This window comes from Streptomyces sp. RPA4-2 (assembly GCF_012273515.2).
GTDB classification, from domain to species: domain Bacteria; phylum Actinomycetota; class Actinomycetes; order Streptomycetales; family Streptomycetaceae; genus Streptomyces; species Streptomyces kaempferi.
Map to the genome: position 1 here is coordinate 6,489,539 of NZ_CP050975.2, position 23,586 is coordinate 6,513,124.

General features: G+C 71.3%; 21 protein-coding genes and 2 pseudogenes. 16 read left to right on the forward strand and 7 right to left on the reverse strand.

The window, feature by feature from the left end; translation table 11 throughout:
• Positions 1 to 15: 15 nt before the first annotated feature.
• Positions 16 to 1,149, reverse strand: a complete 1,134-nt coding sequence (locus HEP85_RS28520; protein ID WP_168530457.1) for a hypothetical protein — start codon at positions 1,147 to 1,149, stop codon at positions 16 to 18.
• A 252-nt stretch (positions 1,150 to 1,401) separates the two neighbouring features.
• On the reverse strand, positions 1,402 to 2,355 hold the full coding sequence (locus HEP85_RS28525; protein WP_168530458.1) for a 5'-nucleotidase: 954 nt from the start codon (positions 2,353 to 2,355) through the stop codon (positions 1,402 to 1,404).
• A 321-nt stretch (positions 2,356 to 2,676) separates the two neighbouring features.
• Between HEP85_RS28525 and HEP85_RS28530 the strand changes: the two are divergent.
• The 7 genes and pseudogenes from HEP85_RS28530 to sigJ all read left to right on the forward strand — a co-directional run bounded on the left by HEP85_RS28530 (position 2,677) and on the right by sigJ (position 7,233).
• Positions 2,677 to 3,056 (forward strand): annotated as a pseudogene (locus HEP85_RS28530) (sortase-dependent protein).
• On the forward strand, positions 3,053 to 3,676 hold the full coding sequence (locus tag HEP85_RS28535; protein ID WP_329290777.1) for a class F sortase: 624 nt from the start codon (positions 3,053 to 3,055) through the stop codon (positions 3,674 to 3,676). Before HEP85_RS28530 ends, HEP85_RS28535 begins: the two are co-directional and overlap by 4 nt.
• A gap of 242 nt (positions 3,677 to 3,918) precedes the next feature.
• The gene (locus tag HEP85_RS28540; RefSeq protein ID WP_168530459.1) at positions 3,919 to 4,410 is read left to right on the forward strand and encodes an RNA polymerase sigma factor; all 492 of its coding nucleotides are present in this window, start codon (positions 3,919 to 3,921) and stop codon (positions 4,408 to 4,410) included.
• Positions 4,394 to 4,897 carry a hypothetical protein gene (locus HEP85_RS28545; RefSeq protein ID WP_369657874.1) on the forward strand — a complete coding sequence of 168 codons (504 nt, stop codon included), beginning with the start codon at positions 4,394 to 4,396 and terminating at the stop codon, positions 4,895 to 4,897. The genes HEP85_RS28540 and HEP85_RS28545 overlap by 17 nt, the downstream gene beginning before the upstream one ends.
• A 69-nt stretch (positions 4,898 to 4,966) precedes the next feature.
• On the forward strand, positions 4,967 to 5,416 hold the full coding sequence (locus HEP85_RS28550; protein WP_168530461.1) for a hypothetical protein: 450 nt from the start codon (positions 4,967 to 4,969) through the stop codon (positions 5,414 to 5,416).
• A gap of 61 nt (positions 5,417 to 5,477) precedes the next feature.
• Entirely contained in the window at positions 5,478 to 6,242 is a 765-nt protein-coding gene (locus HEP85_RS28555; RefSeq protein ID WP_365770805.1) for an NAD(P)H-binding protein, read from the forward strand.
• Between the two features lie 7 nt (positions 6,243 to 6,249).
• Positions 6,250 to 7,233 (forward strand): RNA polymerase sigma factor SigJ, encoded by a 984-nt coding sequence (gene sigJ / locus HEP85_RS28560; protein WP_369657875.1) that lies wholly within the window; start codon positions 6,250 to 6,252, stop codon positions 7,231 to 7,233.
• A gap of 24 nt (positions 7,234 to 7,257) precedes the next feature.
• Here sigJ and HEP85_RS28565 read toward each other — a convergent pair whose 3' ends face one another.
• Together HEP85_RS28565 and HEP85_RS28570 are read right to left on the reverse strand one after the other, a co-directional pair.
• Positions 7,258 to 7,956, reverse strand: coding sequence for a glycerophosphodiester phosphodiesterase (locus tag HEP85_RS28565; RefSeq protein WP_168530462.1), 699 nt, complete (start codon positions 7,954 to 7,956; stop codon positions 7,258 to 7,260).
• A 101-nt stretch (positions 7,957 to 8,057) separates the two neighbouring features.
• Positions 8,058 to 9,232 (reverse strand): annotated as a pseudogene (locus HEP85_RS28570) (adenosine deaminase).
• 413 nt (positions 9,233 to 9,645) lie between these two features.
• Between HEP85_RS28570 and HEP85_RS28575 the strand changes: the two are divergent.
• On the forward strand, positions 9,646 to 10,248 hold the full coding sequence (locus tag HEP85_RS28575) for a DUF4190 domain-containing protein (RefSeq protein WP_369657876.1): 603 nt from the start codon (positions 9,646 to 9,648) through the stop codon (positions 10,246 to 10,248).
• A gap of 52 nt (positions 10,249 to 10,300) precedes the next feature.
• Here HEP85_RS28575 and HEP85_RS28580 read toward each other — a convergent pair whose 3' ends face one another.
• Positions 10,301 to 10,864 carry an NADAR family protein gene (locus tag HEP85_RS28580; RefSeq protein ID WP_211118081.1) on the reverse strand — a complete coding sequence of 188 codons (564 nt, stop codon included), beginning with the start codon at positions 10,862 to 10,864 and terminating at the stop codon, positions 10,301 to 10,303.
• Between the two features lie 207 nt (positions 10,865 to 11,071).
• Here HEP85_RS28580 and HEP85_RS28585 point away from each other — a divergent pair, with 207 nt between their 5' ends.
• The 8 genes from HEP85_RS28585 (at position 11,072) to HEP85_RS28620 (ending at position 20,836) form a co-directional block, all read left to right on the forward strand.
• Positions 11,072 to 12,592: a gamma-aminobutyraldehyde dehydrogenase gene (locus tag HEP85_RS28585; RefSeq protein ID WP_329290791.1), complete on the forward strand. Its 1,521-nt coding sequence runs from the start codon at positions 11,072 to 11,074 to the stop codon at positions 12,590 to 12,592.
• A 53-nt stretch (positions 12,593 to 12,645) separates the two neighbouring features.
• Positions 12,646 to 13,893 (forward strand): PotD/PotF family extracellular solute-binding protein, encoded by a 1,248-nt coding sequence (locus HEP85_RS28590; protein ID WP_168530465.1) that lies wholly within the window; start codon positions 12,646 to 12,648, stop codon positions 13,891 to 13,893.
• Positions 13,890 to 15,053: an ABC transporter ATP-binding protein gene (locus HEP85_RS28595; RefSeq protein WP_168530466.1), complete on the forward strand. Its 1,164-nt coding sequence runs from the start codon at positions 13,890 to 13,892 to the stop codon at positions 15,051 to 15,053. Before HEP85_RS28590 ends, HEP85_RS28595 begins: the two co-directional genes overlap by 4 nt.
• Positions 15,053 to 15,976, forward strand: coding sequence for an ABC transporter permease (locus HEP85_RS28600; RefSeq protein ID WP_168530467.1), 924 nt, complete (start codon positions 15,053 to 15,055; stop codon positions 15,974 to 15,976). Before HEP85_RS28595 ends, HEP85_RS28600 begins: the two co-directional genes overlap by 1 nt.
• Complete coding sequence (locus tag HEP85_RS28605; protein ID WP_153288298.1) at positions 15,977 to 16,777, forward strand: ABC transporter permease; 801 nt, start codon at positions 15,977 to 15,979, stop codon at positions 16,775 to 16,777.
• Positions 16,778 to 16,806: 29 nt separating this feature from the next.
• Positions 16,807 to 18,225, forward strand: coding sequence for an FAD-dependent oxidoreductase (locus HEP85_RS28610; protein ID WP_356012467.1), 1,419 nt, complete (start codon positions 16,807 to 16,809; stop codon positions 18,223 to 18,225).
• Positions 18,226 to 18,424: 199 nt separating this feature from the next.
• On the forward strand, positions 18,425 to 18,880 hold the full coding sequence (locus HEP85_RS28615; RefSeq protein ID WP_329527525.1) for a hypothetical protein: 456 nt from the start codon (positions 18,425 to 18,427) through the stop codon (positions 18,878 to 18,880).
• 126 nt (positions 18,881 to 19,006) lie between these two features.
• Positions 19,007 to 20,836: a chitinase gene (locus HEP85_RS28620; RefSeq protein WP_211118082.1), complete on the forward strand. Its 1,830-nt coding sequence runs from the start codon at positions 19,007 to 19,009 to the stop codon at positions 20,834 to 20,836.
• Here the strand turns inward: HEP85_RS28620 and HEP85_RS28625 are convergent.
• A complete protein-coding gene (locus HEP85_RS28625) occupies positions 20,775 to 21,638 on the reverse strand; it encodes a phosphatase PAP2 family protein (RefSeq protein ID WP_248002098.1) in 864 nt (287 codons plus the stop codon). The two genes, HEP85_RS28620 and HEP85_RS28625, sit on opposite strands and share 62 nt — an antisense overlap.
• 200 nt (positions 21,639 to 21,838) lie before the next feature.
• Positions 21,839 to 23,173 (reverse strand): 4-aminobutyrate--2-oxoglutarate transaminase, encoded by a 1,335-nt coding sequence (gabT, locus tag HEP85_RS28630; protein ID WP_168530469.1) that lies wholly within the window; start codon positions 23,171 to 23,173, stop codon positions 21,839 to 21,841.
• Positions 23,174 to 23,586: the final 413 nt, after the last annotated feature.

Below are 23,586 nucleotides of genomic sequence, written 5' to 3' on the forward strand. Positions count from 1 at the left end.
TCCGGTGAGGCTTTCTCACTGACCGAAGGTGAGGAACAGAGCTCCGACCAGAACGGACAGGAGGATCTCGTAGCCGAGGACGACGCAGGCCAGGACCAGCACTCCCTTCTGCCACGGACGCGGTCCGCGGTAGGGAAGGAGCGGTGGCTGGTCCGGGGGTTGGGGCGCCGCTTCGGCCGGGGTCGTGCCGATCTCCGCGTGGGTGCGCCACCATTGACGTAGCGTCCGGACCTTGGCTTCGAACTCCGAGTCCCAGAGCACGCGTCCGACACGCGGTGCGGGCAATGGCGTTCGGTGACCGCCCGCTTCGAGGATGACCAGCCTGCGCCCGCCGCGGTGGCGCTCGACGGCGATCCCCTGAATCTCGGCCCAGGGAACGGTTCGGGGCCGCAGCCCTCGTACGACCAGGTGGTCGGCAGTGAGGGTGACACCTCTGCCGAAGCTCAGGAAGGCCGCGCCCAGCAGCAGCGAGAGCGCGACGAGTGCGCCGAGCGTGCGGCCGAGGAGCGTCGGGTGATCGGCGTCGGGCCCCACGGCGAAACCCGCCATCACGGCGTCAGCGGCAAGCCAGCAGAGCAGCAGGACCGTGGGCACCGACCGGCTCGGCGCGGGTCGTATGCCCAGTCGCTCGGGCGGCCGGCCGAAGGTGTGCCCCCACGCGCCGAATTCACCGGCGGTGTCCGCGGCTCGGGCCGCGCCGCCGTGGGCAAGCCACCAGCCTCGGATCGTCGCGACCTTGTCGTCGAGCCGGCGGTCGGGGGACAGGAAACCGGAGCTGGGCATGCGTAGCGGGGTGCGGCGTCCGCCCGTCTCGTAGAGGACCACCCGCCGTCCGCCGGTGACCGGTTCGACCGCGACCTCGGCCACGTCGGTCCACGGGATGGTCCGGCGGCGCAGGTTGTGGACGACGACCGCCTCAGGGGTCAGGGTCACCCCGACGTAGTGGCCCAGCACCCACAGTTCGAGCGTGACCAGGAGCAGCGGCACCATGGCCAGGACCCGCGGCTCGAACGGCAGGCCGGTCAGCCCGGACCGGTGGTGCTCCCACAACAAGGGGTTCGACAACTGCGTCAGCACGATGACGCCGAGGATCAGGCCCAGGGGCAGGGACTGCTGCCACGAAGCCCGATAGCGAACTCGGTCGACCATTCCCGACAATTCCGCTCCGCCACCGCGGGCTTCCTGGTTCACAGCTGTTCCACCCCTGCCGCACGAGCAACGCGGGCATCATGCCTGGCCAGGGAGTGTTCGCGCAATGGTTTTCGGCGGCCCCGGCCCGACCGGGCAACGGGCGGCCAGGGCGGGAACGTGCCCTCTGCTCGTAGCGCCCACGGCGCTGCTCCCGCCCCGGTCGTCCGCTCCGGAGCGCGTCCGCCCGGTGTCGCGATCCGGGCGCGAAACCTATCCGGACGTGTCGGTGCTCTGCCCCTGGTTGACGACTCCGAAGGGAATGTGGACGCTCGGGGTCGTCTGGGAAGTTCCCTTGAGGTGGATCTCCTGGTCGTCGAAGAAGATGTGGGGCCTCAGTACATCCATGATCGAACTCTTGTCGATGCCGCCGAGGAAGAAGGCGTCGTTGACTGTCACTCCCCATTTGTTCAAACTCAGCACGGCGCGCTCATGTGCCGGCGCGTTGCGTGCCGTGACGATGGAGACATGAACGCGGATCGTGTAGTCCTCGTTCTCCCTGCGGCGTTCCTGCTCTCTTCGCTGCAGCTTGTTGATCTCGCGCAGGAAGTCCCTCAGCGGGCCCGCGTCGTGAGGGGTCGCCACGTTCATGGTCTCGTGAGCGCGGAAACTCTCTATGCCGTCCTGCCGGAAGACGCGCTCCGATTCATCGCCGGCGAGGACGCCGTCGAAGTCGAAGGCGATCCGCAGGTCCCTGTCCTCCGGATCGTCGGCGACGGCGGAGCCGAGAACCCGGCCCGCGGGCAGCCCCGCGGCCACGGCCTCCCGGACGTCGTTCTCGTCCGCGGACAGGAACAAGGACATGTGCAGAGCGCGCACGAACTTGTACGGCGCCCGGCCCTGCATGAATATGGCGCGGGTTATCGGCAGGTCGTGCGTCTTTATGGACCGCATGACCCGAAGCCCTGTGTCGGGGTCGTTGCGGGACAGGATGATCACTTCGACCAGCGGGTCGTCCGCCGGGTTCAAGTCGTTCAGCGACAGGATGCGGCGAATGAAAGAGAAAGCGACACCGGGTTGGAGGGTGTTGTCGAGATGGGCTCGCTGATAGATGCGATAGCCTTCCTCGCCTTCCTTCCGGAACACCCCGTCGGACTCCGCGAGGTCGAAGAGCGCGCTCGAGGCCACTCCTATGACCAGCCGGTTCTCGAGGCTATAGGGGGGCATGGCGACTCTTCCCTTGCGTGCCGGAAAAATGTGCGGGGACGGGCCCACCCCTTTCCCCGGGGCACAGTGTGGCACCGGCGGACGCTTCGGCGGCAGGTGCGGTGGGCCACGCCTCCGGCCCGGCCGGTCTCGCCACGACCGTGGTGCCGAGGCCGAGGCCGAGGCCGAGGCCGAGGCCGAATCCGAGCCGGGCGCACCCCGACCCTCGGCGGCTTTGCCCGTTCTTTACAACCCGGTCCGTCGCTGTCTCGTCTCTCCGCTCGATCCACAACGCAGCCCCCCGGGTGACCGGGCGGGCGGTCCGAGGAAAGAGAGCGATTCATGCGCCGAACAGTCCTGAGCGCCGTGGCCCTCGCGTGCCTGGCCGTGCCGGTGAGCACGGTGTCCGCGTTCGCCGACGGGTCGAGCCCCAGCGCCCGCCCGAGCACCCGCCCCAGCGCCACCGCCGCCCCGGCCCCCAGCGCCGAACCCAGCCGGGCGACGGGCGGCAACACCGGGCTCCGAGTCCCGTACCGAGCCGGGCGTCGACCCCGGGCCAGGTCGCCGTCGTACCGAACGGCGCACCCGACACCGGTGTGGCGCCGACGTCCACGGGGTCCGGATCGCAGAGCACGCTGATCGGCGGGAGCGCCGCCGCGGTGCTCGTCGGCGGAGGCGCGGCGGTCCTCCTCGTACGCCGCCGGCGGGCGACCGGGGCATGACCTCACCCTCCAGGCGCGCCTTCGCCACCGCGGCGCTGGCCTCGCTGCTCGTGAGCTGCGGCGGCCGGCCGGCGGACCGGACCACGACGACCCCGCACCGGGGAACCACGCCACCGCCCACGCCGCCTTCGCGGCACTCCGCGAACGCGGCGCGTGCCCTGCGGCGTTCGGTCCCGGTCAGGTTGCGGATCCCGGCCATCGAGGTCGACACCCCGCTCATCCGGCTGGGGCTGACCCCGGGCGGCGGCGTGCAGGTGCCCCCGGTCACGGCACACGACCGGGCGGGCTGGTACCAGTTCTCGCCGACGCCGGGTCAGACCGGTCCGTCGGTGATCCTCGGTCATGTCACGGTCGGCGCCTACGGGGACGGGGTCTTCCGTCACCTCGCCCGGCTGCGCCGGGACGACCGTGTCGAGGCGCGCCTGGAGAACGGCACGACGGCGGTGTTCACGGTCGACTCCGTACGCACGGTCGCCAAGGCGGAGTTCCCGGCGGACGCGGTCTACGGTGACGTGGACCGTCCGGAGCTGCGGCTCATCACCTGCGGCGGCCCGCGCACCGGCGACGGATACCTCGACAACGTGATCGTCTTCGCGACGCTGAGCTCCGTGGGCCGCTGACCCGGGGCCCCAGGGCCCGCCGCGACCTGCCGGAACGACCGGCCACCTGCCGGAACGACCGGCCACCTGCCGGAACCGCCGGCCACCTGCCGGGACCGTCCGTCACCGACACGGCGGCCGTCACCACCACGGCGGCCGAGGACACCGCCCCCGCCCCTCCGCCGCCAGGATCCCGGGCCGCTGGACCGTACGCCGACGGCCCGGGATCCTTCCCCACGAGTGACCCACGACCATGGAGAGCGTTGAAACGGTCCCGCGAGAAGGCCGCGTCCGAGCTGTTCGCCGCCCTCTATCCGCGCCTCGCCGGCTGGTGCCGCCGTCTGGTCGACGACGACGAGACGGCCCACGAGATCGCCTCGGAGGCGTTCACCCGGCTCTGGGCCCGCTGGACGTCCGTGGCGGAACCCCGCGGATTCCTCTACGTCACCGCGGCCAACCTCGTCCGGGACCACTGGCGCAAGCTCGAACGCGAACGCCGGGCGGTGCACCGCGCCACCGTGGAGGCCGCCGCGCGCCCACCGGTCGAACAGGCCGATCCCTCGGTACGCCTGCTCGTGCAGTCGCTGCCCGAACGGCTGCGCGTCCCGATCCTGCTGCACTACTACGCTGACATGCCGATCCGAGAGGTGTCCGTGCTGACCGGGCGCAAGGAAGGAACCATCAAGGCCGATCTCCACGCGGCCCGAGAACTGCTCCGCGCCCATCTGAGGAGAAGCCTTGATCACACGCCCTGATGACGGTCCGGACTCCGAACCCGACGACCCCCTCGCGATCATCCTGCGTCCCTCGTCCGACTATCTCGGCCCGCCCGCCGGCCGGTACGAGGCGATCCGCCGCGGAGCGGCCCGCCGCAGACTGCTGCGCGCCGCGGCCGGGGCCGGCCTGACCTGTGCCGCCGCCGCCCTCGTCGCGCTGCCCCTCCGCATGACGGCACCCGACGCGCCCGTGTCCCCGACCGTCCCGCTCGCCCCGCCGCCCGCGAGCAGTCCGGCGCCCCGGAGCACTCCGTCGGTCGCGCCCGACCCTTCGGCGCGGCCGAGCTCCGTCACGCCCCGCCCCGGCGGGAGGACCCGGACCCGCGTCCCCAGCGCCCAGACCGGCCGGGCCACCGGCGGCCGCGCGCCGTCCACGACACCGCGCCCGACCCTCTCCTCGCCGTCCGCCGTACCGACGCCGGGCGCGGACCGGATCGTGACCACCGAGGGCGGCATCCGGCGGTAGGCCCACGACCGCCCGGCCGTGTCCCGCCGGCACGCCTCACATCGGCGGCCGCTGTCTCGTCATAGGGGCATGAACACGAGAATCCGGTACGGCGGTCTCGGCCTCCTGGCCGTGACCGGGCTGTACACAGGCGTCTGGGCCTACTTCTCCCCGAAGGGCTGGTACGCGCACTTCCCCGGCTTCGGGCTGAGCCGGCTGCCTCAGCTGGGTCCCTACAACGAACACCTCGCCAAGGACACCGGGGCCATGTTCCTCGCGCTGGCCGTGCTGACGGCCGTCACCCTGCGCCAGGCGCGCGACGACCGGCTCGTCCGGACGACGGGCGCGGTGTGGCTGGTCTTCGGTGTCCTGCACTTCGGCTATCACGTACAGCATCTCGACATGTACGGGACCCGCGACCAGGTGCTCAACGTCGTGACCCTCTCCGCGCTGCTGCTCGCGTCGGCCCTGCTGGTGCTGCCGGTCGCGCCCGTACGACGGGACGGCCCACGGCCCGTACGACGGGACGGCCCACGGTGACCCGGGGCGGCGCACGAGGACGTAGACGTAGAGGACCATGGGGACACGTGGGAGGCACGGCATGCGCGTAGCGGTGGCAGGCGGGACGGGGCTGGTCGGACGGTACGTGGTCGAGGAGTTGGCCGCGGCGGGACAGGAGCCGGTGGTGCTGGCCAGGTCGCGGGGCGTGGACCTCGTGACGGGCGCCGGACTCGACGCGGCCGTCGCGGGCGCGGACGCGGTCGTCGACGTGAGCAACGTGACCACCATGAGCGGGCGGAGGGCCGTCTCGTTCTTCGACAGCGTCGGCCGCAACCTCCTGGACGCCGGTGAGCGGGCAGGTGTACGGCACCACGTCGTGCTGTCGATCGTCGGCGTCGACCGGGTCGGCCTCGGCTACTACCAGGGGAAGCTGCGTCAGGAGGACGTGGTGAGGAACGGGCGGACCCCGTGGACGGTGCTGCGCGCCACCCAGTTCCACGAGTTCGCGGAGCAGACCCTCGACCGCGTCCCGAAGCCGTTCGCGGTGGTGCCCCGGATGCGGACGCAGCCGGTCGCGGCCCGTGAGGTGGCCCAGCACCTGGTGCGGCTCGTGACGGCACCGGCGCGGGGCATGGCCCCCGAGCTCGCCGGGCCGCGGGTCGAGCACCTCGTCGACATGGTGGGCCGGCTGCTGCGGGCCCGGCACCGGCGCCGGCTGGTGCTGCCGGTGAGGATGCCCGGCGACACGGGCGCCGCCATGACGGGCGACGGTCTGCTCCCGGCCGGCCCCGGGCCCCGGGGCACCCAGACCTTCGACGCGTGGCTCGCCACGTACGTCGCCCAGCACATCGCCCAGGGAGGATGACGACACCGTGTCCACACCACCCGGACCCGCGCGGGACTCCGACCCCACCGTCGGCTCCCTGATGGCCGAACGCCGGCGGCTGCTCAACCTCGGCTATCGCATGCTCGGTTCCGTGCAGGACGCCGAGGACGTCGTGCAGGAGACGTACGCCCGCTGGTACGCCCAGCCCGAGGAGGCGCAGCGGGAGATCGGGACACCGCTGGCGTGGCTGACGCGGGTCGCCTCCCGGATCTGCCTCGACCATCTCGCCTCGGCGCGGGTCCGCCGTGAGCGGTACACCGGGGAGTGGCTGCCCGAGCCCCTGCGGGACGGCACCGTGTGGACCAGCGCGGGGCGGGCGGGCGAGGACGATCCGGCCGACCGGATCACCCTCGACGAATCGGTCGGCATGGGGGTGCTCGTGGTCCTGGACACGGTCACGCCCGCGGAACGCGTCGCCTTCGTCCTGCACGACGTCTTCGGTCTGCCGTTCACCGAGATCGGCGGGACGATGGGCCGAACCCCCGCGGCTTGCCGCCAGTTGGCCGCCTCGGCGCGCAGACGTCTCGCCCACCGGCGGTCCGGCGGCCGGCCGGCGCACGAACACAGGCAGGTCGTCTCCGCGTTCCGTGCGGCGTGCGAGACCGGTGACCTGGATGCCCTCGTCGCCCTCCTCGACCCCGCGGTCGAGTCGCGCAGCGACGGAGGCGGCAAGGTGCGCGCGGCTCTGCGCCCGGTCGTCGGCCGGGACAAGGTGGCGCGCCTCTTCGTCGGCCTCATGCGCAAGGAGCCCGGGATGGAGCTCGTCGAGGAGGACGTGAACGGCCTTCCCGGCGTGACGGTCCGCATCGCCGGCACCACCGTCGCCGTCGTGGCCGCCGATGTGCGCGACGGTCTGGTCACCGATCTGTGGCTGGTGATCAACCCGGACAAGCTCCACGCCTGGACCGATGCCGATGCCGATGCCGATGCCGATGGTGACGGTGACGGTGGAGGCGACGCATCGGGCTGAGCCGGTGCGGAAGCCGACGGCGGCTCAGCCCTGGTCGGCCCGGCCCTCGCGCAGCCCGCACAGCGTGTCGACGCGGTTCGTGGTGATCGAGTCGACGCCGAGGCCGAGCAGCCGTCGCAGGGAGCGCCGGGTGTCCGGGGTCCACACGGACAGCAGATGGCCGCCGTGGTGGACCCGGGCGGCGAGGTCCCGGTCGACCAGCGTGAAGCGGTAGTTGAGCCAGCGCGGCCGTACGGCGTCGAGCAGGGCCGGGCGCGGCGGCGCGAGCGTCGTCCAGGTCAGCGCGATCTCCGCGGCGGGGTCGGCGGCGCGCACCGCCAGCATGGCCGGGGCGCCCGCGCAGTAGTACACCCGCTCCCCGGCGCCGCACGAGCGGACGACGTCGACGATCCGGCGGACGGCCCCGGCGTCGGGGCCGCCCGGCAGGTCGACCATGATCCGGCTGTCGCCGGTCGCCGCGAGGGCCGCTTCGAGCGTCGGTACTCCGCCGCCGGTGAGGCCGTGCGCCTCGTCCGCCGAGAGCGCCCGCAGCGGTCGGTCCACGTCCCACAGCCGCTTCAGCGTCTCGTCGTGCAGCAGCACGGGGATGCCGTCGCGGGTGAGCCGTACGTCGATCTCCACCGCGTCCGCGCCCCGGTGGAGCGCGGAACGCAGTGAGTCGATCGTGTTCTCACGGACGCGATAGGGGTCGCCGCGATGGGCGACGGCGGTCACGGTGCGCATGGGCCCATTGTGCAATGAGCCCGTGACGCGGTGGGCCCGATCGTGAAGCGGGTCCGTGGGTCAGTGATGGGTCCGTGATGGGTGCGTGGTGGTGCGGTGGGTCAGGGCGCGAGCCACGTCGAGGCGTAGGTGTCGATCTCCTCGGCGAGCCTGGTCTTCCCCGCCGGGTCGAGGAAGGACGCCTCCACGGCGTTCTTGGCGAGCGCGGCGAGACCGAGTTCGTCGAGGTCGAGGAGGCGCGCGGCGACCGCGTACTCGTTGTTGAGGTCGGTGCCGAACATCGGCGGGTCGTCGGAGTTGATGGTGACGAGGACCCCGGCCCTGGTGAACTCCTTGATGGGGTGCTCGTCGAGCGTGCGGACCGCGCGGGTGGCGATGTTGGAGGTCGGGCAGACCTCCAGGGCGATGCGGTGCTCGGCGAGGTGCGCGAGCAGCTTCGGGTCCCGGGCGGAGCTGGTGCCGTGACCGATGCGCTCGGCCCGCAGGTCGTTGAGCGCGTCCCACACGGTTTCCGGCCCGGTCGTCTCACCGGCGTGCGGAACCGACCGCAGCCCGGCGGCGATGGCCCGGTCGAAGTACGGCTTGAACTGCGGCCGCGGTACGCCGATCTCGGGCCCGCCGAGCCCGAAGGAGACGAGCCCCTCGGGCCGCACCCGGTCCTCGGTCGCGAGCCGCACCGTCTCCTCGGCCGCCTCCAGACCCGCTTCGCCGGGAATGTCGAAGCACCAGCGCAGAACGACCCCGAACTCGGCCTCGGCGGCCTTGCGGGCGTCCTCGATCGCCTCCATGAAGGCGAGTTCGTCGATGCCGCGGCGGGTGGAGGAGTAAGGGGTGATGGTCAGTTCGGCGTAGCGGACCTGCTGCCGGGCCATGTCCCGCGCGACCTCGTAGGTCAGCAGCCGGACGTCCTCGGGGGTGCGCACGAGGTCGACGACGGACAGGTACACCTCGATGAAGTGCGCGAAGTCCGTGAACGTGAAGTAGTCCGCGAGCGCCTCCGGGTCGGTCGGCACCCGGGAGTCGGGGTGACGGGCGGCGAGGGCGGAGACGATGCGCGGCGAGGCGGATCCGACGTGGTGCACATGCAGTTCGGCCTTGGGCAGTCCGGCGATGAAGGCGTGCAGATCGCGGGCGTCGCGGTGATCGGTCAAGGGGTCCCTCCCCGGGAACGGCGTCCCCGGAGCAGGGTCGGGGGGACGCGGGTGATCGGCTGATCGATGACTCGGGGATCATCGTAGGCGGCGGCCCGCGCGGTGTGGGCCCAGGCCCGTAGCATGACGGCACGCACGACAGAGGGGGACCCATGTCCGACGAGGCGCAGGCGCCACAGGCCCCGCGGGACGCCGCCGGGACGCCGTGGGCGTCCCCGGACCACGGGGCCACGCCGTCTCGGCCGGCCGACGTGGCACCGGCCGCGGACCCCGAGGACGCGATACCCGCGGCGGGCATCGCGCCCGCCTTCCCCTCCGGGTCGCCGGCCCCGGCGTACGACGGCACGACGGACCCCCGGCCCGGCCAGGCCGCCCCGGCCGACCGGCCCCCGCGGACGCGGCCCCCGCCGCCCGCGCGCAGGAGCCGAACCCCTGGGCCCCGCCCGCGGACCCGGCCCCGTCCCGCTTCGGCGGCGCTCCCACGCACCCCGCGTCGCCCACGTCCCCCGCGTCGCCCTCGGTGCACGATCAGCCGACGATGGCCTCGTACCCCGGCGCGGTAAGCCCTCCGGCCGCGCCCTGGGACAACCCATTCGCGCCTCCCGCCGGCCACACGCCCTACCCGCACGCGAGCGCCGGAGAGCCGGTCCCGCCGCCGCCCATCGGTCCCGAGGGTCCCGGCCAGGCCCCGTACGGCTACGGGTACGGCTACCCGCCGTACGGCCCGCCCGGTGCCGGCCACCAGGGCGCGCCCGGCTACCCCGGCTACCCCGGAGTCCCCGGATATCCCGGCGTGACCGGCTACGGCTGGCCGGCGATGCCGCTCCCACCCAGCAACGGCATGGGCACCGCGGGGCTGGTGGTCGGCATCATCTCGGCCGTGGTGTTCTGCCTCTGGCCGGTGGCCTTCGTGCTGGGCGCCCTCGGCGTGATCTTCGGTGTGGTGGGCCGCCGCAGGGCCCGCCGGGGCGAGGCGACGAATCCGGGGCAGGCCCTGGCCGGGATCATCTGCGGAGCGGTCGGCATCGCCCTGAGCATCGGGATGATCGTGATCTTCTTCTTCCTCCCGGACGACGGCGGCGGCGACTCCCCGTTCACCGGCGACGACGGGTACTCCACCTCACTCGTCGTGCCACGCTGAACCGGCCGGCCCCGGCCGCGTCCGTCCCTTCCCGCCGGGTGGGCGGCGCCCGTCAGCCGCCCGTCCCGGCGAGCCGCTCGCGCGCCGCCATCAAGGCGAAGCCCAGCAGATTCGGTCCCCGCCAGCGCTCGGGATCCGACGCGCGTTCGTCGTCCGCCGCGAGCCCGATGCCCCACACGCGGTCCATGGGACTGGCCTCCACCAGCACCCGCTCACCCGTGCCCAGCAGGAACGCGCGCAGATCGGGGTGCGCGGCGAACTTGTGGACGCTGCCCTCGACCACGACGGCGAACCGCTCCCGCTCCCACACGGAGTCGTCGAAGTCCCGCACGAGCCGGCCCGCCTTCTTGGCGAGGGCGGGGTTCGGCGCCTCCAACGCGCGCCGCTCGGCCGCCGTGTCCCCGAAAAGCCGGGCCTTGCCCGCCATCATCCAGTGCTCGGCGGTCGCGTAGGAGACACCGTCGACCACGAACGGTGACGGCCACCACTGGCTCAGGCAGCCCGCGCCCACCTGGCCGTCCTGCCGCGGCCGGTGCCCCCAGAAGTGCAGGTACTTGACGCGCGTCCCCGAGTCGACCGCGCTGACCAGCGCTTCCCAAGAATCGATCTTCCCCATGCACGCGAGTCTGGCATCCACCACTGACACTCCGTCCCCCCTTTTCCGTGGGGACTCGACACCTGGTCGACAGATTCCGTCGCGTAACCAAAAGGCAACAACGGAATCACTTGTTGGAGTCCCTTTGCTCTGTCAGGATCGGCACTCAAATCGAGCTGGAGCCACGCCGACCCCGCGGCAAGGGGGCGGACGGCGGAGGAGAGCGACATGCACAATCCGGGCCATCGCTTCCAGGCGCAGGACCGTTTCGCCGACGGCGCGCAGTACATCGCGGGCCGGCCGGCCAAGGGCACCTCCGGTCACACGCACGCGGTCGTCGACCCCGCCACCGGCGACGAGGTCTACACGTACGAGCTGGCCGGCACCGCCGACGTGGACGCGGCCGTGGCCGCCGCCCGCGCGGCGTTCCCCGGCTGGGCCGGCGCCACCCCCGGCGAGCGTTCCGACTCCCTGCACCGCTTCGCCGCCGTACTGGCCGACCGCGCCGAGGAGTTGGCGCGGGCCGAGTCCCTCCAGTGCGGCAAGCCGCTGAAGCTCACCCGGGAGTTCGACGTCCCGGGCACCATCGACAACACCGCGTTCTTCGCGGGCGCCGCCCGGCATCTGCAGGGGCAGGCGGCGGGCGAGTACTCCGGCGACCACACCTCCTACGTACGCCGTGAACCCATCGGCGTCGTCGGTTCCATCGCGCCCTGGAACTACCCCCTCCAGATGGCCGCCTGGAAGATCCTCCCCGCCGTCGCCGCCGGCAACACGATCGTCCTCAAGCCGGCCGAACTCACCCCGCTGACCTCGCTCCTGTTCGCCGAGGCGGCCACGGAGGCGGGGATCCCGGACGGTGTGATCAACATCGTCACGGGAGCCGGCCGGGACGCGGGTGAACACCTCGTCGGCCACCCCGACGTCGCCATGACCTCCTTCACCGGGTCCACCGCCGTCGGCAAGCGCGTCGCCGAGATCGCCACCGCGACCGTCAAGCGGCTCCACCTGGAGCTGGGCGGCAAGGCCCCCTTCGTGGTCTTCGACGACGCGGACCTGGAGGCGGCCGTGCACGGCGCGGTCGCCGGATCGCTCATCAACACCGGACAGGACTGCACGGCCGCCACCCGCGCGTACGTGCAAAGGCCCCTCTACGAGGAGTTCGTCCGCCAGGCGGCCGACCTCATGGCGAGCGTCCGCCTCGGCGACCCGTTCGCCGCCGGCACCGACCTCGGCCCGCTCATCTCGCACGCGCAGCGCGACCGGGTGGCCGGATTCGTCGACCGGGCGCGCGGCTACGCGCGCGTGGTCACCGGCGGAGAGATCCCGCGGGAGCTCAAGGCCGGCGCGTACTACCGCCCCACCCTCGTCGCCGACGCCCCCCAGGACAGCGAGATCGTGCAGTCCGAGATCTTCGGTCCGGTCCTGGTGGTGCTCCCCTTCGACAGCGACGACGAAGGGATCCGGCTCGCCAACGACACCCCGTACGGTCTCGCCGCCTCCGCGTGGAGCCGGGACGTGTACCGGGCGGGCCGCGCGACCCGTGAGATCAAGGCGGGTTGCGTCTGGGTCAACGACCACATTCCGATCATCAGCGAGATGCCGCACGGCGGATACAAGGCGTCCGGCTTCGGCAAAGACATGTCGGCGTACTCGTTCGAGGAGTACACCCAGATCAAGCACGTCATGTTCGACAACACCGCGGTGGCCAGGAAGGACTGGCACCGCACGATCTTCGGGGACCGCTAGCAGAACGGTCCGCCCCGTCCGTGGCCGAGACCTCCCGAAAGGGCAGCACGCGCATGAAGCAGTACGAGCCCGACCGCCTGACACCGGCCGAAGCGGCCGCCGTGCGGCGCAGCTTCCGCAACGGACGGGCCGCCATGACCCGCCGTTCCCTGCTGCGCGCCTCCGCGGGCGGCGCGCTCGCGGTGGGGGGACTGGGGGCGCTGAGCGCCTGCGGGATCCCCGCGGCGGGCAAGACACAGGGCGGTGTGTCCGCCGACGACCACTCGGCCAAGGAGAAGGTCGTCGACTTCTCCAACTGGCCCGAATACATCGACACGGACGACAGCGGCAAACACCGTCCCACGCTCGACACCTTCACGAAGCGGACCGGAATCCAGGTCAAGTACACCGAGGACATCAACGACAACGACGAGTTCTTCGGCAAGGTCCAGCCGCAGCTCGCCGCGGGTCAGGCCACCGGCCGGGACCTCGTCGTGCTCACCGACTGGCTGGCCGCCCGCATGATCCGGCTGGGCTACGTCCAGAAACTGGACCCGTCCCACCTGCCGCACGCCTTCGCGAACCTGTCGGACCAGTTCCGCGCCCCCGACTGGGACCCCGGGCGCGCCTACTCGTACCCGTGGCAGGGCATCTCGACCGTCATCGCGTACAACAAGAAGGCGCTCGACGGCATCGAGGTGAGGTCGATCTCCGATCTGCTCGACAACCCCAAGCTCAAGGGCCGTGTCGGCTTCCTGACCGAGATGCGCGACAGCGTCGGCATGACCATGCTCGACATGGACAAGGACCCGGCGAAGTTCACGGACGACGACTACGACGCGGTGATCGCCCGCCTCCAGAAGGCCGTCGACAAGGGGCAGATCCGCCGCTTCACCGGCAACGACTACACGTCCGACCTCAGCAAGGGCGACTTCGCCGCGTGCGTCGCCTGGGCGGGCGACATCGTGCAGCTCCAGGCGGACAGCCCCGACGTCGGCTACGTGATCCCCGACAGCGGATACATGACGTCGACCGACAACATGCTCATCCCGAACAAGGCGCGTCACAAGACGAACGCGGAGCGGCTCATCGACTACTACTACGAGTTGGAGCCGGCCGCCGAACTCGCCGCCTACATCAACTACGTGAGCCCGGTCGCGGGAGTGCAGCCCTATCTCGCCAAGATCGACAAGTCGGCGGCGGACAACCCGCTGATCGTTCCCGACAAGGCCATGCAGGCCAAGTCCCATGCCTTCCGCTCACTGAGCTCGAAGGAAGAGACGGCCTATCAGCAGAAGTTCGCGAAGCTCACAGGGGCGTGACGACGATGAACACCACGGACAACAGCGGCGACGTCCGCCTCTCCGGAATCAGCAAGACCTACGGCTCCTTCACCGCCGTGCAACCGCTCGACCTGACCGTGCCGCAGGGCTCGTTCTTCGCCCTGCTCGGCGCTTCCGGCTGCGGCAAGACCACCACCCTGCGCATGATCGCGGGACTGGAGGAACCCTCCTCCGGCACCGTGTTCCTCGGCGACCAGGAGGTCACCCACCTGCCGCCCTACAAGCGGCCGGTGAACACCGTCTTCCAGTCCTACGCCCTCTTCCCGCACCTCGACATCTTCGAGAACGTCGCCTTCGGCCTGCGCCGACGCGGCATCAAGTCGGTGAAGAAGCAGGTCGGCGACATGCTCGACCTCGTCCAGCTCGGCGAGCAGGCGCGCAAGAAGCCGCACCAGCTCTCCGGCGGCCAGCAGCAGCGCGTCGCGGTGGCCCGCGCGCTGATCAACCACCCCAAGGTGCTGCTCCTCGACGAGCCCCTCGGCGCCCTCGACCTCAAGCTGCGCCGTCAGATGCAGCTGGAGCTCAAGCGCATCCAGACCGAGGTCGGCATCACCTTCGTCCACGTCACGCACGACCAGGAGGAGGCCATGACCATGGCCGACACGGTCGCCGTGATGAACGCGGGCCGCGTGGAGCAACTCGGCGCCCCCGCCGACCTCTACGAGAACCCGAACACCACCTTCGTCGCGAACTTCCTCGGCACCTCGAACCTCATCGAGGCCGAGGTCGACTCCCGGGGCGGCGGGGACATCGTGCTGAAGGCGGGCGGCGGGAAGCTCGTGCTGCCCGAGGCCCGCTGCGCGGCGCCCACGACGACCGGCGGCAAGGTCCTGGTCGGCGTGCGCCCCGAGAAGATCTCGCTCACCCACGCCGACGACGCCGGCGAGATCCCGGCCGGCCGCAACCGCATCACCGGCAAGATCGCCGACTCCAGCTTCATCGGCGTCTCCACGCAGTACGTCATCGACAGCGCCGTCTGTCCCGAGTTCGAGGTCTACGCCCAGAACATCGACCGCGACCCGCGGCTCACCCCCGGCGCCGACGTCGTCCTGCACTGGAGCCCGGCGCACACCTTCGGGCTGGACGCGGCGCAGGACATCGACGCGGGCGTGGAGAGCGTCGAGGAGGAGGCCGCCTGATGGCCACCGTCACCGAGGCGCCGCCCCGCGCGCCGCAGCCGGACAGCAAGCCGCCCCGCAGACGCGGCCGCCTCGTCCCGTACTGGCTGCTCCTGCCCGGAATCCTGTGGCTGCTGGTCTTCTTCGCGCTGCCGATGGTCTACCAGGCCTCCACGTCCGTGCAGACGGGCTCCCTGGAGGAGGGCTTCAAGGTCACCTGGCACTTCCAGACGTACTGGAACGCGCTGTCCGACTACTGGCCGCAGTTCCTGCGCTCGGTGCTCTACGCCGGCGCCGCCACGATCCTTTGTCTGCTGCTCGGGTACCCGCTGGCGTACCTGATCGCCTTCCGGGCGGGCCGCTGGCGCAACGTCGTGCTGATCCTGGTCATCGCACCGTTCTTCACCAGCTTCCTGATCCGCACGCTCGCCTGGAAGACGATCCTCGCGGACGGCGGCCCGGTGGTCGGCGCCCTCAACACGCTGCACGTCCTGGACGTCACCAACTGGCTCGGGTTCACGGCGGGCGACCGGGTGCTGGCCACCCCGCTCGCGGTGGTCTGCGGTCTGACGTACAACTTCCTGCCGTTCATGATCCTGCCGCTCTACACCTCGCTGGAGCGCATCGACGGGCGGCTGCACGAGGCGGCGGGCGACCTGTACGCGAAGCCGTTCACCACTTTCCGCAAGGTCACCTTCCCGCTGTCGATGCCCGGAGTCGTCTCCGGCACGCTGCTCACCTTCATCCCGGCCAGCGGCGACTACGTCAACGCGGACCTGCTCGGCTCCACGGACACCCGCATGGTCGGCAACGTCATCCAGACGCAGTTCCTGCGGATCCTCGACTATCCGACGGCCGCGGCGCTCTCCTTCATCCTCATGGCCGCGATCCTCATCATGGTCACGCTCTACATCCGCAAGTCCGGGACGGAGGATCTGGTCTAAATGGCCTTCGTACGCTGGTTCAAGAGGAATCTCGTCGTCATCGCGGGACTGGTCACCCTCGGATATCTGCTGCTGCCGAACGTGATCGTCACGGTGTTCTCCTTCAACAAACCGAAGGGGCGCTTCAACTACGAATGGCAGCAGTTCTCCACGGACGCCTGGCGCGATCCGTGCGGGGTCGCCGACATGTGCGGCTCGCTCTCCCTCAGCCTCCAGATCGCCGTCTGGGCGACCCTCGGGGCCACCGTCCTCGGCACGATGATCGCCTTCGCGCTGGTCCGCTACCGCTTCCGGGCACGCGGCGCGGTGAACTCGCTGATCTTCCTGCCGATGGCGATGCCCGAGGTCGTGATGGCCGCCTCGCTGCTGACGCTCTTCCTCAACCTGGGCGCCCAGCTGGGCTTCTGGACGATCCTGATCGCCCACATCATGTTCTGCCTCAGCTTCGTCGTGACCGCCGTCAAGGCGCGCGTGATGTCGATGGACCCGCGCCTGGAACAGGCGGCCCAGGACCTGTACGCGGGTCCGGTGCAGACCTTCCTGCGGGTCACCCTGCCCATCGCCGCCCCCGGAATCGCCGCGGGCGCGCTGCTCGCCTTCGCGCTCTCCTTCGACGATTTCATCATCACCAATTTCAACGCGGGCTCGACCGTCACCTTCCCCATGTTCGTCTGGGGTTCGGCGCAGCGCGGAACACCCGTTCAGATCAACGTCATCGGTACGGCCATGTTCATCGTCGCCGTACTGTTCGTCCTGGTCGGAATGGTCATAGGCAATCGCCGCAACAGGCAGAAGGCATAAGCGCAATCAATCCGTAGGGAGTTGAAATCATGGCCCCGAGCGCCATGACCCGTTGGACCACGTCCCTTTCCGAAGCCCAGCCCGTTCCGTACTGGCTGGACGACCCCGGCCGGCCCCACCCCGAGCCCGCCCTCACCCGCGCCGAGAGCTGCGACCTGCTCGTCGTCGGCGGCGGCTACAGCGGACTGTGGACCGCGCTGCTCGCCAAGGAGCGCGACCCGGGGCGCGAGGTGGTGCTCCTGGAGGGCCGCGAGGCGGGCTGGGCCGCCTCGGGCCGCAACGGCGGATTCTGTGCGGCGTCGCTGACCCACGGCCTGGCCAACGGGCTCACCCGCTGGCCGGACGAGATCGGGAAACTGGAGGAACTGGGGGCCCGCAACCTCGATGCGATCGAGGAGGCGGTCACCCGCTACGGCCTCGACTGCGACTTCGAGCGCACCGGCGAGATCGACGTCGCCACCGAGCCGCACCAGGCCGAGGAACTCCGGGAGTGGTACGAGGAACTGCGCGGCCGGGGTCTCGCGGACGGCGTGGAGTTCCTGGACGCCGCGGCGGTCCGGGACCAGGTCGACTCGCCGACCTTCCTGGCCGGCCTGTACGACCGCCGCGGCGTGGCCATGCTGCACCCCGCGAAGCTCGCCTGGGGTCTGAAGCGCGCCTGCCTCCGGCTCGGGGTGCGGGTGTACGAGCACACCCCCGCGCTCGAACTGAAGGCGCACGGCGCCGGCATGGCCGTACGGACCCCCTACGGCTCCGTCCGGGCCCGCCGGGTGGCCCTCGCCACCAACATCTTCCCGAACCTGGTCAGGAGGGTGCGGTCGTACACCGTCCCGGTCTACGACTACGCGCTGATGACCGAGCCGCTGACCGCCGACCAGCTGGCCTCCGTGGGCTGGAAGAACCGCCAGGGGCTGGGGGACTCGGCGAACCAGTTCCACTACTTCCGGCTGTCGTCCGACAACCGGATCCTGTGGGGCGGCTACGACGCGATCTACCCGTACGGCGGCCGGATGCGCGCCGAGTACGACGACCGCCCGGAGACCTACGCGAAGCTCGCCGGGCACTTCTTCACCTGCTTCCCACAGCTGGAGGGCGTCCGTTTCACCCACGCGTGGGGCGGCGCGATCGACACCTGCTCGCGGTTCTCGGCCTTCTTCGGCACCGCGCACCGGGGCCGGGTCGCGTACGCGGCCGGCTACACGGGGCTCGGGGTCGGCGCGACCCGGTTCGGCGCGGACGTGATGCTCGACCTGCTGGCGGGGGAGCGCACGGAGCGCACCGAGCTGGAGATGGTCCGCAGGAAGCCGCTGCCGTTCCCGCCCGAGCCGTTCGCCTGGACGGGCATCGCGCTCACCAAGTGGTCGCTGGCGCGGGCGGACGCGCACGGCGGGCGGCGCAATCTGTGGCTCAGGGCCATGGACAGGCTGGGGCTGGGCTTCGACAGCTGAGGTCCGGGCCGATGACCACCGGCCCGTTGATCGCCGGGGCGCTTCGGAGCGCCGTTGATCCACGGGCGTACGCCCAGCTCACCCACTGTGATCCGGTTCACTCCCACGGGACGGCCGAACCCGCGTAATGCCCGGCCCGAACCTCCCTCTCCCTTCTGACGCGACCAGCGTCGACATGAGGAGAGAGGGAGGTACCGCCATGACAGGGGCCAAGACGGCGGTCGAGTGGCTGGCATCGGTGGCACCGGATCCCGGGGCCTGCCGCTGGGAATGGGAGCGCAATCCGGCGGGGGTCGCGCTGCTGCCGGCCGGCCGGCTCTGGGACGTACTGATCCTGCCGGGCCGGCTCGGCTACCCCACGCTCGACGTGCTCACCCGGGTCATCGACCAGCCGGGCCCGGTGCTCGTCGACTTCGGCGACTCCCGGATGGGCTTCTTCGTGCCGCCGGGCACCGCCGCGCGCTGGCTCGGCACGGGAGTGCGCACGGCGGGGCACGGCACCTGGATCGTGGTGCCGTACCCGGGACGGCTGACCGGCGGGGTCCGCTGGCTGGTCCCGCCGGACGGCACCGGAACGCTCACCGATCCGGCGCTGCTGGAACTGGCCATGCACGAGGCGGCCGCCGGTCTCGCCGGAAGCGAGGACCGACCGTGACGGCGGGAACGGACCCGGCCGCCCGCGGAAGCCGCACCGATCGGCAGAGGTCTTGACAACCGGATTGGTCTGGACCAAGTTGGGCGCGCTCCACCCTCCTGAATTCCCCCATGCCTGGAGGCAGTTGTGGAACGCACCGAACACAGGGGCCCCAACAGACCACTCCCGATCCGCCGGAGGCTGCTCGCCGTCTGCACGGCGACCGTGCTGGCGCTGCCCGGCCTCGCCGCGCTCTCGCCGGCCGCCCACGCGGCCGACGCGGACCTGGTCAGGAACGGCGGCTTCGAGACCGGCCTCGACGGCTGGACCTGTACGGCGGGCGCCGTCGTGAAAACTCCCGTGCGGAGCGGCGGTTCGGCGTTGCAGGCGACCCCGGCCGGCAGCGACAACGCGCAGTGCTCGCAGACGGTGACCGTGAGACCCGACTCCTCGTACACCCTCGCCGGATACGTCCGGGGCAGTTACGTCTACCTCGGAGCGAGCGGCACCGGCACCACCGACGTCTCCGCCTGGACCCAGTCCGCGCCCGACTGGCAGCGCCTGACCACCACCTTCCGCACCGGCCCGGCCACCACCCGGGTCACGATCTACACCCACGGCTGGTACGGCACCGGCGCGTACTACGCCGACGACCTCTCCCTCGTCGGTCCCGGCGCCGACGCGGGGCAGCCCCCGGCGGCGCCCACCGGCCTGACGGCCGGCACCGTCTCGTCCTCGACGGTCGCCCTGTCCTGGTCGCCGGTGACCGGCGCGACGGGCTACGTCCTCTACCGCGACGGGGCCAGGGTCCAGACGGCCACCGGGACATCGGCCACCGTGGGCGGCCTCACGCCCTCGACGGCGTACGGCTTCCAGGTCGCCGCGACGAACGACGCGGGCGAGTCCGCGAAGTCGGCCACGGTGACGGCGACGACGTCCGCCGGCTCCGGCGGTTCGACCGGGCTTCCCCCGCACGCCCTCGTCGGCTACCTCCACGCGAGCTTCGCCAACGGCTCCGGCTACACCCGGATGGCCGACGTCCCCGACAGCTGGGACGTCATCGACCTGGCCTTCGGCGAACCGACCTCCACCACGTCCGGCGACATCCGCTTCACCCGCTGCCCGGTCACCGACTGCCCCACGGTCGAGAGCGACGCCGACTTCAAGGCGGCGATCAAGGCCAAGCAGGCGGCGGGCAAGAAGGTGCTGATATCGATCGGTGGCCAGAACGGCCAGGTCCAGCTGACCACCGCTGCCGCCCGCGACACCTTCGTCTCCTCGGTCTCGAAGATCATCGACACCTACGGTCTCGACGGCCTGGACATCGACTTCGAGGGGCACTCGCTCTCGCTGGACACGAACGACACGAACTTCAAGAGCCCGACGACGCCGGTGATCGTGAACCTGATCTCCGCGCTGAAGACCCTGAAGGCCAGATACGGCTCCGGGTTCGTCCTCACGATGGCCCCGGAGACCTTCTTCGTCCAGCTCGGCTACCAGTACTACGGCACGGGCAAGTGGGGCGGCCAGGACCCGCGGGCCGGCGCGTACCTCCCGGTGATCTACGCCCTGCGCGACGACCTCACGCTCCTGCACGTCCAGGACTACAACTCCGGCCCGATCATGGGCCTCGACAACCAGTACCACTCCATGGGCGGCGCCGACTTCCACATCGCCATGACCGACATGCTGCTCACCGGTTTCCCGGTCGCGGGAGACACCGGCAACGTCTTCCCGCCGCTGCGTCCCGACCAGGTCGCCATCGGCATGCCGGCCTCGGTGAACGCGGGCAACGGCTATGTGTCCCCGGCGGAGGTGGACAAGGCGCTGGACTGCCTGACGAAGCGGACGAACTGCGGCTCGTACGCGACCCACGGCACCTGGCCCGGACTGCGCGGCCTGATGACGTGGTCGGTCAACTGGGACCGGTTCGCGGGCTGGGAGTTCCAGCGGAACTTCGACGGCTACTTCGGCTGACGCTCCGGTCGAGGAACAGGGCCGACGCCGTGAGCAGCACCGCGCACAGGCACCAGCTCGCCAGGACGTCCAGCGGCCAGTGGTACCCGCGGCGGACCAGGCCGAAGGCGACCGCCAGGTTCAGGGCGAGGCAGAGCCCCAGCAGTCCGCGGCGGGCGCGGGCGGTACGGAGCCGGGGGAGGAGGAGCAGGGTGGCGCAGCCGTAGGCGACGACGGCCGTCGCGGTGTGACCCGAGGGGTAGAAGCCCGTGCCCGGGCCCATGACCGGTGGGCCCGGGCGGGCGACCAGTTCCTTCAGCGGCACGATCACCGCCGGGACGACCGCCATCAGCCCCGCGGCGACGGCCGGCGGCAGCCACCAGCGTTCCCGCCCGGCGGCGCGGCCGGACAGCGCCACGTACCCGAGGACGACGGCCAGCACCGGTACCGCGACGGGGACGCCGCCCAGGTCGGCGAGGAGTTCGGAGACGCGGTCCGGGTGGACGAGGGAGCGGCTGAGGCGCTCGTCCGCGCGGGCGAGGGGGCCGTGGGCCGCGACCTGCCAGGTGATCAGCGCGAAGAGGGCGGCCGGAAGGCCGAGCAGCCACAGGAGGCCCGGAAGGCCCAGGAGGAAGGTCGGCCGCCCCGGAACAGGGGGGGTAGTTCCGGGGCGGCCGACCAGATCGGATCGTCGCGCGCCCCGGGGGGTTTGGGGCGGGCGACTGTCCGATCGGTGAGGAGATCCGGAGCCGGAAGCTCCGGGTGTGTGCGCGAGGGCACGACCAGGGTGAAGCTGGGGAGGCCTCGACCCTGTGTCGCCCACAGTCCCCTGTGGGCGGGGTGTTTCTCTCATCTGGGTAGAACCTACGGCAGGGGATGCGGCACGGACAGTCGCAAACGCGTCCTGCCATCCACCTCGCACACGTTCTTCACACGCTCTGCCCCCGGCCGCACCCGCCGCGGAACGAAGCGGAATCCGCCGTCGGCGGCCTGCCGGGTTCCGGTGCGGGTGCGGCGGTGACGTCAGACGCGGGAGAAGGCCTGCTCGATGATGTCGAGGCCCTCGTTGAGGAGGTCCTCGCCGATGACCAGCGGGGGCAGGAAGCGGAGGACGTTGCCGTAGGTGCCACAGGTCAGGACCAGCAGGCCCTCCTGGTGGCAGGCCTTGGCGAGCGCGGCGGTCGCCTCCGGGTTCGGCTCCTTGGTCGCGCGGTCCTTCACCAGTTCGATGGCGATCATGGCGCCGCGGCCCCGCACGTCGCCGATGATGTCGAACTTCTCGGCCATGGCACCCAGCCGGGCCTTCATGACCGACTCGATGTTCTTCGCCTTGGCGTTGAGGTCGAGCTCCTTCATGGTCTCGATCGCGCCGAGCGCGCCCGCGCAGGCCACCGGGTTGCCGCCGTAGGTGCCGCCCAGGCCGCCCGAGTGCGCGGCGTCCATGATCTCGGCGCGGCCGGTCACGGCGGCGAGCGGCAGACCGCCCGCGATGCCCTTGGCGGTGGTGATCAGGTCGGGGACGATGCCCTCGTCCTCGCACGCGAACCACTGGCCGGTGCGGCAGAAGCCGGACTGGATCTCGTCCGCGACGAAGACGATGCCGTTGTCCTTGGCGAACTGGCTGATGGCCGGCAGGAAGCCCTTCGCGGGCTCGATGAAGCCGCCCTCGCCGAGCACCGGCTCGATGATGATCGCGGCCACGTTGTCCGCGCCGATCTGCTTGTTGATCATGTCGATGGCCTGCGCGGACGCCTCGGCACCGGCGTTCTGCGGGCCGGTCAGCCAGCGGTAGCCGTAGGCCACCGGCACCCGGTAGACCTCGGGCGCGAACGGTCCGAAGCCGTGCTTGTACGGCATGTTCTTGGCGGTCAGCGCCATCGTGAGGTTCGTCCGGCCGTGGTAGCCGTGGTCGAAGACGACGACGGCCTGGCGCTTGGTGTACGCGCGGGCGATCTTGACGGCGTTCTCGACGGCCTCCGCGCCCGAGTTGAACAGCGCGGACTTCTTGGCGTGGTCGCCCGGCGTCAGCTCGGCCAGCGCCTCGGCGACGGCGACGTAGCCCTCGTACGGCGTGACCATGAAACAGGTGTGGGTGAAGTCCTGGAGCTGGGCGGAGGCCCGGCGCACGACGGCCTCGGCACTCGCGCCGACCGACGTCACGGCGATGCCGGAGCCGAAGTCGATCAGACGGTTGCCGTCGACGTCCTCGATGATGCCGCCGCCGGCGCGCGTGGTGAAGATCGGGAGCACCGAGCCCACGCCGGCCGCGACCGCGGCGGTACGGCGGGCCTGCAGCTCCTGCGACTTCGGGCCGGGGATGGCGGTGACGACGCGGCGCTCCTGCGGAAGTGCGGTCATGAGGGGCTCCCTGATGATCTTGCGAACCGGACGGTCCCCGGCGGACGGGGCGCCGGGCGGGTGTTTTCGGACGCTTGACTTCTTTCTTCGCAGGCTAGGGCCGGCCCTGGGGGGTGGGCATGCTCCATGTGGGCGTTGTCGGAAGGACCGCTTGTCCGTGGTGGACATAGAGGGAGGGCAGCAGGGTGCGGACCTGTACACCGTGGACAGGGGGGCAGGGGGGCAGGGGACGGGGGACGGGGGGACAGGGGGACGGGGGGCAGGGAGACAAGTGGACAGGTGGACGGGGGGACGGCGGCGCCGTGGTCAGAGGCACCGCGCACAGCGGGCGGCGCCATGCGCGGGCGGTGCCGGGGGGCGGGCCGTCCGGGTCGCCGCGTCCCCCGCCCCGGGAACCGTGGACTCGCCCGGCG

Excerpts from the sequence above, each read along its gene's own strand:
- HEP85_RS28520 (WP_168530457.1), bottom strand. The coding sequence starts at position 1,149 with ATGGTCGACCGAGTTCGCTATCGGGCTTCGTGGCAGCAGTCCCTGCCC.
- HEP85_RS28525 (WP_168530458.1), bottom strand. The coding sequence starts at position 2,355 with ATGCCCCCCTATAGCCTCGAGAACCGGCTGGTCATAGGAGTGGCCTCG.
- HEP85_RS28535 (WP_329290777.1), top strand. The coding sequence starts at position 3,053 with ATGACCTCACCCTCCAGGCGCGCCTTCGCCACCGCGGCGCTGGCCTCG.
- HEP85_RS28550 (WP_168530461.1), top strand. The coding sequence starts at position 4,967 with ATGAACACGAGAATCCGGTACGGCGGTCTCGGCCTCCTGGCCGTGACC.
- HEP85_RS28555 (WP_365770805.1), top strand. The coding sequence starts at position 5,478 with ATGCGCGTAGCGGTGGCAGGCGGGACGGGGCTGGTCGGACGGTACGTG.
- HEP85_RS28565 (WP_168530462.1), bottom strand. The coding sequence starts at position 7,956 with ATGCGCACCGTGACCGCCGTCGCCCATCGCGGCGACCCCTATCGCGTC.
- HEP85_RS28575 (WP_369657876.1), top strand. The coding sequence starts at position 9,646 with ATGGCCTCGTACCCCGGCGCGGTAAGCCCTCCGGCCGCGCCCTGGGAC.
- HEP85_RS28580 (WP_211118081.1), bottom strand. The coding sequence starts at position 10,864 with ATGGGGAAGATCGATTCTTGGGAAGCGCTGGTCAGCGCGGTCGACTCG.
- HEP85_RS28585 (WP_329290791.1), top strand. The coding sequence starts at position 11,072 with ATGCACAATCCGGGCCATCGCTTCCAGGCGCAGGACCGTTTCGCCGAC.
- HEP85_RS28590 (WP_168530465.1), top strand. The coding sequence starts at position 12,646 with ATGAAGCAGTACGAGCCCGACCGCCTGACACCGGCCGAAGCGGCCGCC.
- HEP85_RS28600 (WP_168530467.1), top strand. The coding sequence starts at position 15,053 with ATGGCCACCGTCACCGAGGCGCCGCCCCGCGCGCCGCAGCCGGACAGC.
- HEP85_RS28605 (WP_153288298.1), top strand. The coding sequence starts at position 15,977 with ATGGCCTTCGTACGCTGGTTCAAGAGGAATCTCGTCGTCATCGCGGGA.
- HEP85_RS28610 (WP_356012467.1), top strand. The coding sequence starts at position 16,807 with ATGGCCCCGAGCGCCATGACCCGTTGGACCACGTCCCTTTCCGAAGCC.
- HEP85_RS28615 (WP_329527525.1), top strand. The coding sequence starts at position 18,425 with ATGACAGGGGCCAAGACGGCGGTCGAGTGGCTGGCATCGGTGGCACCG.
- gabT (WP_168530469.1), bottom strand. The coding sequence starts at position 23,173 with ATGACCGCACTTCCGCAGGAGCGCCGCGTCGTCACCGCCATCCCCGGC.